The sequence below is a fragment of the Vibrio sp. V42_P2S4T144 genome (assembly GCF_009904715.1).
GTDB classification, from domain to species: domain Bacteria; phylum Pseudomonadota; class Gammaproteobacteria; order Enterobacterales; family Vibrionaceae; genus Vibrio; species Vibrio alginolyticus.
Window position 1 is genome coordinate 1 of the sequence record NZ_WXWS01000417.1, and the last position, 8,097, is coordinate 8,097.

At 43.2% G+C, this 8,097-nt stretch carries 7 protein-coding genes; 3 read left to right on the plus strand and 4 right to left on the minus strand.

What is annotated here, in order from left to right; translation table 11 throughout:
• Positions 1-48: 48 nt before the first annotated feature.
• The 3 genes from CAG68_RS14020 to CAG68_RS14030 all read left to right on the plus strand — a co-directional run bounded on the left by CAG68_RS14020 (position 49) and on the right by CAG68_RS14030 (position 2,997).
• Positions 49-717 (plus strand): response regulator transcription factor, encoded by a 669-nt coding sequence (locus tag CAG68_RS14020; RefSeq protein WP_085568984.1) that lies wholly within the window; start codon positions 49-51, stop codon positions 715-717.
• Positions 689-1,930, plus strand: a complete 1,242-nt coding sequence (locus CAG68_RS14025; RefSeq protein ID WP_053303697.1) for a sensor histidine kinase — start codon at positions 689-691, stop codon at positions 1,928-1,930. The genes CAG68_RS14020 and CAG68_RS14025 overlap by 29 nt, the downstream gene beginning before the upstream one ends.
• A 137-nt stretch (positions 1,931-2,067) precedes the next feature.
• The gene (locus tag CAG68_RS14030) at positions 2,068-2,997 is read left to right on the plus strand and encodes an SRPBCC family protein (protein ID WP_151515497.1); all 930 of its coding nucleotides are present in this window, start codon (positions 2,068-2,070) and stop codon (positions 2,995-2,997) included.
• A 146-nt stretch (positions 2,998-3,143) separates the two neighbouring features.
• Here CAG68_RS14030 and CAG68_RS14035 read toward each other — a convergent pair whose 3' ends face one another.
• From CAG68_RS14035 to CAG68_RS14050, 4 genes are all read right to left on the minus strand, one after another.
• Complete coding sequence (locus tag CAG68_RS14035) at positions 3,144-3,599, minus strand: hypothetical protein (RefSeq protein WP_033906991.1); 456 nt, start codon at positions 3,597-3,599, stop codon at positions 3,144-3,146.
• Positions 3,600-3,611: 12 nt separating this feature from the next.
• Positions 3,612-5,390, minus strand: a complete 1,779-nt coding sequence (locus CAG68_RS14040; protein WP_161441291.1) for a S8 family serine peptidase — start codon at positions 5,388-5,390, stop codon at positions 3,612-3,614.
• A gap of 249 nt (positions 5,391-5,639) precedes the next feature.
• The gene (locus CAG68_RS14045) at positions 5,640-5,981 is read right to left on the minus strand and encodes a hypothetical protein (RefSeq protein ID WP_025767691.1); all 342 of its coding nucleotides are present in this window, start codon (positions 5,979-5,981) and stop codon (positions 5,640-5,642) included.
• A gap of 10 nt (positions 5,982-5,991) precedes the next feature.
• The gene (locus CAG68_RS14050; RefSeq protein ID WP_161441292.1) at positions 5,992-7,905 is read right to left on the minus strand and encodes a tetratricopeptide repeat-containing diguanylate cyclase; all 1,914 of its coding nucleotides are present in this window, start codon (positions 7,903-7,905) and stop codon (positions 5,992-5,994) included.
• Positions 7,906-8,097: the final 192 nt, after the last annotated feature.

The following is an 8,097-nucleotide window of genomic DNA, read 5'->3' on the forward strand; positions in this document are numbered from 1 at the left end:
GTATCTTATTGGGCATATCGTGAAGAGATCGTGAAGAAATGTGATTTTATGAAAATTTTAATTGTAGATGACAACCATAACGTCTCGGAGACGATTGCAGACTATCTTGAGCTAGAAGGCATGATTATCGATTGTGCGTTTCATGGAGAGGCTGCGATTAAGTTAATCGAGGAAAATCATTACGATGTAATCATCATGGATATCATGATGCCGAAGCTCGATGGCATCAGTACGGTACAGAAGCTTCGACAAGATAAGTTATGTGGAACGCCAATTCTCTTCCTAACGGCAAAAGATACGCTAGAGGACAAAATCGCGGCTTTTAAAGCGGGGGGAGATGATTATTTAATGAAGCCATTTGCGATGGAAGAGCTCAGTTTGCGTGTTCATGCTTTGGCTAATCGTGGTCCAAGACAAGATATCGGAACGCTCAAATTTGCAGATATTTGTTTAGATGCGCGGACAGGAAAAGTAACGAGAAAAGACAAAGAAATTAAGCTGAGTCGAATTCAAACTAAAATTTTAAAATTGCTCCTCCAACGTGCTCCAGCAGCGGTCTCGCGCGCAGAAGTGATCGATAGTGTGTGGGGAGACGAACCACCGGGAAGTGATGCACTTCGTAGCCATATTTACGGTTTAAGAACCGCGTTAGACAAAGGTTTTGAAGAATCACGATTAGAGACTATTCATGGACAAGGTTACCGACTTAAAGCATAACGAATATCCAAGCATTTATCGCAAGATCCGTTGGGGTTTTGGGGTCATGACGTTTGTGATGTTTACTCTTTTTTGGTCGCTGATTTATGTGGCAGAAAACAAACTGGAAGTGCTGAGTTTACATCACTGGCTAGATACTGAAGCTGCGCTTTATAGTGAGAATTTCGAGAAACAGGGCTGGGATGCGCCATTGCCAAACGTATTGGAGTTCAACTCATATTGGAGTGAAGCACCGACACCCGATTGGTTGCTCTCTTTTACTTCACCTGGTTTTTACGAATACCTGCTTGGTGAAGAAGATAAACACTTTGTTGTATTGAAACACCCCTCAGGGAAGGGGCTTATGTACATTGTGTTTCAAGATGACTCAGATGATTACTTGGACGAATACGAAAGCTCGCTGCATCAGTTTACGCTGCTGCTCGGTGGTTTGTTTTCATTTGTCATGGTTGGGTATGGCATTTACATGGTTCGAATATTGTCTCGGCCATTAGCGCAAATTGAAGACAAAATTAGCCAAATGTCACCGGATCAACCCGCTTTCCAAGTTGAAACTAAGTTCAGCGAAACACGCCAGATAGAGCAGACTTTGCTGGATAATAAGAACGATATCGCGGGCTATTTCAAACGAGAACAAGAATTTAGCCGTTTTGCATCGCATGAGTTGAGAACGCCAATCATGGTGATTAAAGGCTCAACAGACATTCTGACGCGTATTCCTGATCAACCTCGAGTTGCGCAAAAAGCCATCACGAGGATGCAGTCAGCTTGTGACGAGATGCGTGTACTGACAGAAGCGTTTCTCTTACTTGGTAAAGAGAAAATAGAGCCTCAGCATTACGGAGAGCATCAGCTTCTCACTTGTTTACAAAAACAGTTGGAAGAGCTAGCGCCTTTATTTGCCAAGCAAGATTCGAACTACGCTTTGCACGAACAACATAGTGGTGTCGTGAATGCACCGGAGAGTTTTGTGACCATTGTTATCAACAATCTGATTAAAAACGCCTTTAGCTATAGTGTGGGAGATATTGAAATTGAGTTGAAAGGTCATGCGCTTAAGATCCTAAACCGTCACGATGGCAACGAGACGTACAACGCTGGTTATGGTTGTGGGCTTGTTATCGTACAACGAATATGTGAACGGATGGGGTGGGCGTTAGTACTGGACGATGATGGTGTTCGATTTAGTGCAAAAGTGGAGTTCTGCTCTTAGCTTTGCGCGTATTGATTCAAGTGAGAATTAACGCTCTGGATTTTTCTTGTCGTACGCATCTAACCCGCAGTCAAACAAGAAAAAACTGGAATTTGGATTAGACTGAAGTTAGTGAAGCGGAAACTCGAGGAACCGTTATGCTCTCTTATCAGGTCAGCCGAAGTATTGAAATTAATAAGAATCAAAGTGAAATTATTGGCTATCTCAAGAACTTCAATAACTGGCCTAGCTGGTCACCATGGGTCATTCTTGAACCAAGCTGCGAGCTGACATTCAGTGATAATCAGGGCCACGTTGGAGCTGGTTATCAATGGAATGGTCAGCGTATTGGGACTGGCGCGATTGTACTGGAAAGTACTCAAGAGCATCGATTAGATATGGAGCTACATTTCTTTCGCCCAATCAAGAGCCATGGAAAGGTGACTCTAATCGTGACGCCGTCACAAAATGGCTGTTTAGTCGAATGGCAAATGCAATCTCGCGTCCCTTGGTATCTGTTCTTTCTGAAAAGTATGTTTAAGTCGATGATAGAGATGGATTATCAACGTGGGTTACGCATGCTTAAAAGTAAGCTTGAAACCGGAAGAGTGCATTCAGACTTAGCCGAAATTGGTAACCGAACGTTGCCTCAAATTCATTACATTGGGATCAAGGGTGTGGCTAGCTTGCAGGAATTAGGTTCGGTAATTGAGAAGCATGTTCAGCAACTAGAACAGTTAATTAGTGACGAAACCCTATCCGTGAATGGTGAATTGTTTTGTTATTACGAGTCGATGGATATGCAGAAAGGTACATTCGAGTTTATCACTTGCTTTCCTCTTCATAACTCAGTACCAGCGCCTCAAGGGGCGGTTACCGGTACCATTCCTGAGAGTGAAACATTTGTCGTTGAACACCGAGGTGAATATCAGTTTTTGGGAAATGCATGGGCGTTAGCGATGAACTTGGTTCGTCAGAGTGGTATGAAAGTCAAAACCAGTCCTTTAGGAATCGAACGCTATCTGAATAGCCCGAAGGAAACCACGGAAGAAGAGCTAAGAACGGAAATTATTTTGTTTAAGAAATGACAGGCGCAGGCGAGTAGGGTGTTTAGGTATCATACTAGTTATGCGAAATGTTACTAAAGAATAATAGCGTATCTGTTCCTACCCATAAAAATGCCTCAGCAATCGCTGAGGCATGGTTTTACAGGCCAACTTCTCTTGTTAGAGAATTATTGTGCACGGTATTTACCGCTGTTTAGTTCAATTTTAGACGCTTTTACCCGGGTGTCTGCGTTTAGGTAGTCGCTAATACTTAGCAGATCTTGATCTTGAGATGCTTTTAACACCGCTGATTCCCCCTCTGCGAAGATAACTTCTAATTTTAACTCTTTGGCGACTGCTTTCGCTTCGTTAGGATTGTTTACGGTGATATAAACCAGTCCAGTGGCTTTGGATACGTTACTAAACGCATTCTTAAACACCTCATCACCCGCTTGAAGTTTTACGTCTTCAGATAGGGTTCTAACAGTGCCAGTTTGCACTTTTCGATAATCTTGGCCATTAATCTCAACCGCTTCTGATGGCACAAACAGTTCTGGTGCAGGTTGTTGAGAGAGCTGTTGCTCAGCGTATACACTCGACGTCATGATAACGAGAGCCAGCATAGAAAATGATTTGTATTTCATGTTATTGACTCCTTAGTGTCCAAATATGCGCATCGACCAGTTCTTAATAACACCGGGCTGAGCGTTGTTTGCCATCGGAACGTCATAGATGGTGGAAGAGTTGAAATATGCAATGTAAGAATAGACTTCATCGCTGTTCGTATCTATTGCTCGCAACGTCCATTCGCCTTTTGCATCTTCGCCATAAAATTGGTTAGACAACATTAATTGATCTTTGTAGCCTGTAATCGTTGGATCAAGAGATTGGCCAACAAGACCATTGCGCGGTGTTTGCAAAACGGAACGAGTCCCTGATGGCGAAATGAGCTCAATAGCTAAGTCGGGCAGACGAGCGTGGTCCAATGTCAATGTCACTTGAACGGATTCTACTGTCAGCTCATCGGCAATGGCGATACTTGAAGAACCACCAACTAGACTTGCATCGGGTACACTTACTTCTGTAGCGTTGTTAACCCATGGCGTAATGACTTGAGCTGGTAAAACACGATTCGTCATGCGAGCACGTTGCATCGCTTCATCTAAATCTACAGCGCCGAAGCCATAAAAAGTATGGAAATCTACGCCTGCTGCGTTTTTCTGCCAAGGGGCAATTGCCTCGTAGCTAACCTGTTCACCTTTATGGTTAGTAAATTCAAGCTGTACGCCTGGATGCGCTTTATCCGTTACTTTTGCTGTCTCCGCTAGTAAAGCACGTACATCACGAGCAGAAAGTGCGTGGTTGGTTGACATGATTGCCGCGATGGCACCCGATGTGTTTGGCGCAGCCGATGAGGTTCCGTTCATCGTACTGGTATAGTTACAGTTCGGATCGAGCTCCGTTCCGCCGTGTAACCCATTAATGCCAAGGCCTTCACTGGTATTTTGCCCTTCTTCACAACCCATTAAATCAGTGGTGACCATAGCCGGGAAATCTTGCCCATATTCACCTGCTGGTGCTGCAACCCACACGTTCGAACCCACCGATGAGTAACTCGCTCGCGTACCATCCGCTCGTAGTGCACTAGTGACTAAATTGAAGTAATTGGCGTTATCATAAGACTGAGCAGAGTTGTGCATCGGTAAGCCTTGATTGTCTCCACCAGCAAAGAAGTTACTTGGCAATACGAAGAATCGCCCTGCATTGAAATAGCGGTAACCATTACCTGCTGACTTTACAAATACAGCACCTCGACCCCAGGCGTTACTCTCGCTGACGTTTTTCATCACGTCCATTTCAAGTTTTAGTTGAGGGTCGCTTTCATCAAAAGCAATCGGGTTTATAGGGCTGAAACCGTAACTTTGGTTAAATACGCGAACATCGCGTGTTGCTGGGTCCATGCCATGGGAGATTAACCAGCCTTCTAATGTCTGGTTGGCTAACCAGTTAAAACCGATGAGGGAAGAGTGAGAAGCGACACCGCGTCCGCCTTCACCGTTGTTGCCGACGGCGCTAATCAAACCGGCTACAGCAGTGCCATGACCATTAGTATCAACCGGATAACTTGGTGGGAATGAAGAGTCTTCGACGAAGTTTCTGCTACCTGTAACTATATTACCTGCAAGGTCGGGGTGATCGATCTGCACTCCAGAATCAATGACGGCAACTTTCACACCAACACCTGCAATCCCCATTGCCTGAGTGAGCTTAGTGTTTAAGTCGTTCCCAGCAACAGCAGGATTAGCCGCAAACGCAGTTTGCCCCGTGTTGTCTAAGTGCCATTGTTCAGAATAGAGTGGATCAAACGCCGAGACGGCAGGTGCAATGCCTACTGCCAACATAGCTGCAAATAGGCGATTAATGCGTATTTCCATTTTTGACCTCATGTCTTTGTTTGGAATTTTTTAGTTCCTGTTTCATATTCCGCTAACAGGAACAAACAAAGCTAACGACAAAGAATAAGGACGAAAACCATTTACAACTTGTTTACATTAAAAGTTCGATGGACAACATAAGTCTTTGTTAATTTACTGAAACCATGAGGTTTTTATATGTCGCATCGAACATGCATGAAAAATGAAAAGCAGAAAATACGAGTGTACCGTCTGCTTCAAGATGGTGGGTTATTTAGTTGAAGCGGGTTGAATAGTTGCGATTGGTTTCTTGGGTTCGGCTTTTTCTTTAGGCAGCACGTTATCAATCCACTTTTTAATGTACAACTTATCGAATTCTTTATCACACCACTTTTTGTTTAATCCACGTCGATTGAACTCAGCACCAATCGCCACTTTGGTTTGGTTAGTTGCACGGTTGTAGTAGAGAGTTTCACATAGTTGAGTGTTACTCATTTGCTGGGCATATACGTTGACACTGCTGCTGCGCATTCCCAGTTGAGATGCTTGCTGATTACTACACGCCATAAGAAATAGAGGCGCAAAAGTAATAATGATTAGATTTTTTTTCATGTGTGCTTTTTTATGATGTAGGATGAATGACGAACTGGTTTCTACCAGCTTGCTTCGCATCATACAAAGCTTGGTCTGCCAAGAAAAACCATTGATCCCATTCTTGTTTAATTATTTGTGCCGACAGTTTGTCCACTGCTCCAAGGGAAATTGTCGCGTTTAATGGTTTAGAGTCAACCACCAATGGCGTGTTTTCAACAGTATATCTCAATCGCTCCAAAAACTTAGCGCAATCTTCAGCTCGCTGTACTTCGAATAATAGGACAAACTCTTCTCCACCCCAACGAATGAGTAGGTCACCAGAGCGAGTGGATTCATTAAATAGCGTGGCAATATGAGTCAGCATTTTATCGCCAATATCGTGTCCATATTGATCATTAAAGGTTTTAAAATGATCGACATCTAAAACGGCTAAGGCAAATGTTCTATCTGGGCTTCTACGAGCCATTTTGTCCAACCAAATGTGAAGATAGCGACGGTTATGCAGTTGAGTTAATGGATCGGTAGTATTTTCTTGAGTGAGTGCTTTATTAATACGTCTAACGCGCAGTACGTAACGAAAACCAACGACTCCAATTGCCGCAATAGCGATAAAGTAGAACATTTCTCGATAGCGCTGTGAACGCAGTTCAGAGGCTTGTAGCGCATTTTTTGTTTCTAGCAATTTGAGTTCTTTCTGGGCTAACTTAGCTTCGAGGTCAAACTTAATGTTAATCATCTCTTCACCATGAATATGATGAGAAAACTCAGCCTCTAGCTCTCTTAATTGGGTTAAATAATGAAAAGCCGCTTCATAGTCATTAAGAATTTGATGAGCGTTTACCAGTACCGAAAGCATATCAATACGCTGACGCAGCTCTAATTCACTGGTTGATTTGGTTTGTTCTAGAACGTTAAGCGCTGTTGTAATAGCTTTATCGTATTGTTTGTTTGCGAGGTAAGCCTCTGCAAATGCCTCGTAACAAGACGTTTTTAGCATTTCTAGATTTTTTGGAATGGGCAGGTCTACGCAACGTTGTGCGACCATTAATGCATCATCAATTTTTCCTACCGAGCTCAACATTTGTGAAAAGCTGGATAAAGAGTGGTGCTTGACTGTGTCCGACCCCGTTTGCATTGAAAGTCGAATGGCTTCATTGAAATAATATTCCGCTTTTTTGTTATCTCCGAGGCTCGAGTGAACGATGCTAAGGTTTGCGTAGATAACCCCCATAAAAAAGCTATTATCGTATTGATATTCGCTCTCTAGGTAAGTGTCGAGAGCTTGCGTTAGGTAACTGTTGGCCCGAGCCCAATCTGATGCGTCGATGTAGACCGTCCCAATGTTGTTCAGTGTCATCGCGACTTGTATTTCAAATACTGTTTTTTCTAATAACTCATAGGCATTGCGATAATATTTTAGGCCACTGCGTAGTTGATTTCGAGATACTTCTAGATTGCCTAACCAGCGGTAAGCACGGCCTTCTAATGCTAGATAACCAAGATCACGGGCTGTAGAAACAACGTCATGGAGTAACAATTCTGCGTTCCAGTTATCGTCTTGCTCAATCATTGTTACAGCCTTATTGAGCTGTGCTTCAGCGACGACCCATTCCAAATGGTGCTTTTTACCGAATTCGATTAAATCGGGCATATCTTTCGGTAATGGAACGCCTTCGTAACGCTTAAGGTACTTTCGTGCAAAGTAATACAGAGCAAGAGACTCCGCTGATGCATTCTGTGGCGCATTTAACTCATCTTTTTGAATTGATCGCGGCTTACCCATCGAGCGAAAGTAGAGTTTTAACATGGGCTTGCTTTCTGCTGAAATGTGTTCTTCCAGATAAGCTTGCTTTTCGGTACTCGCCAGTACGTTGGTGGGATGCAAGAAAAGTCCAAGTGCAGTACAAAGTGCGCAAGCCAGTTTTTTAATTGAGAAGTGCATGAGCGTATTAATAAAATGTGATCTCTTAACCGAATACCAGTTAAGTCTACCATTTCTTGTTGGTTAAGTGCGGATGGATTCCCAGTGGCAAAGTGTTTTGGGAGTGAGATACGAGAAGGAGCTCTATAATATTATGATTTATAAAACAAAATCTATTGAAAACTTATGCAATGATTAGGCGATGGTATAGAT

Excerpts from the sequence above, each read along its gene's own strand:
- CAG68_RS14020 (WP_085568984.1), top strand. The coding sequence starts at position 49 with ATGAAAATTTTAATTGTAGATGACAACCATAACGTCTCGGAGACGATT.
- CAG68_RS14025 (WP_053303697.1), top strand. The coding sequence starts at position 689 with ATGGACAAGGTTACCGACTTAAAGCATAACGAATATCCAAGCATTTAT.
- CAG68_RS14030 (WP_151515497.1), top strand. The coding sequence starts at position 2,068 with ATGCTCTCTTATCAGGTCAGCCGAAGTATTGAAATTAATAAGAATCAA.
- CAG68_RS14035 (WP_033906991.1), bottom strand. The coding sequence starts at position 3,599 with ATGAAATACAAATCATTTTCTATGCTGGCTCTCGTTATCATGACGTCG.
- CAG68_RS14040 (WP_161441291.1), bottom strand. The coding sequence starts at position 5,390 with ATGGAAATACGCATTAATCGCCTATTTGCAGCTATGTTGGCAGTAGGC.
- CAG68_RS14045 (WP_025767691.1), bottom strand. The coding sequence starts at position 5,981 with ATGAAAAAAAATCTAATCATTATTACTTTTGCGCCTCTATTTCTTATG.
- CAG68_RS14050 (WP_161441292.1), bottom strand. The coding sequence starts at position 7,905 with ATGCACTTCTCAATTAAAAAACTGGCTTGCGCACTTTGTACTGCACTT.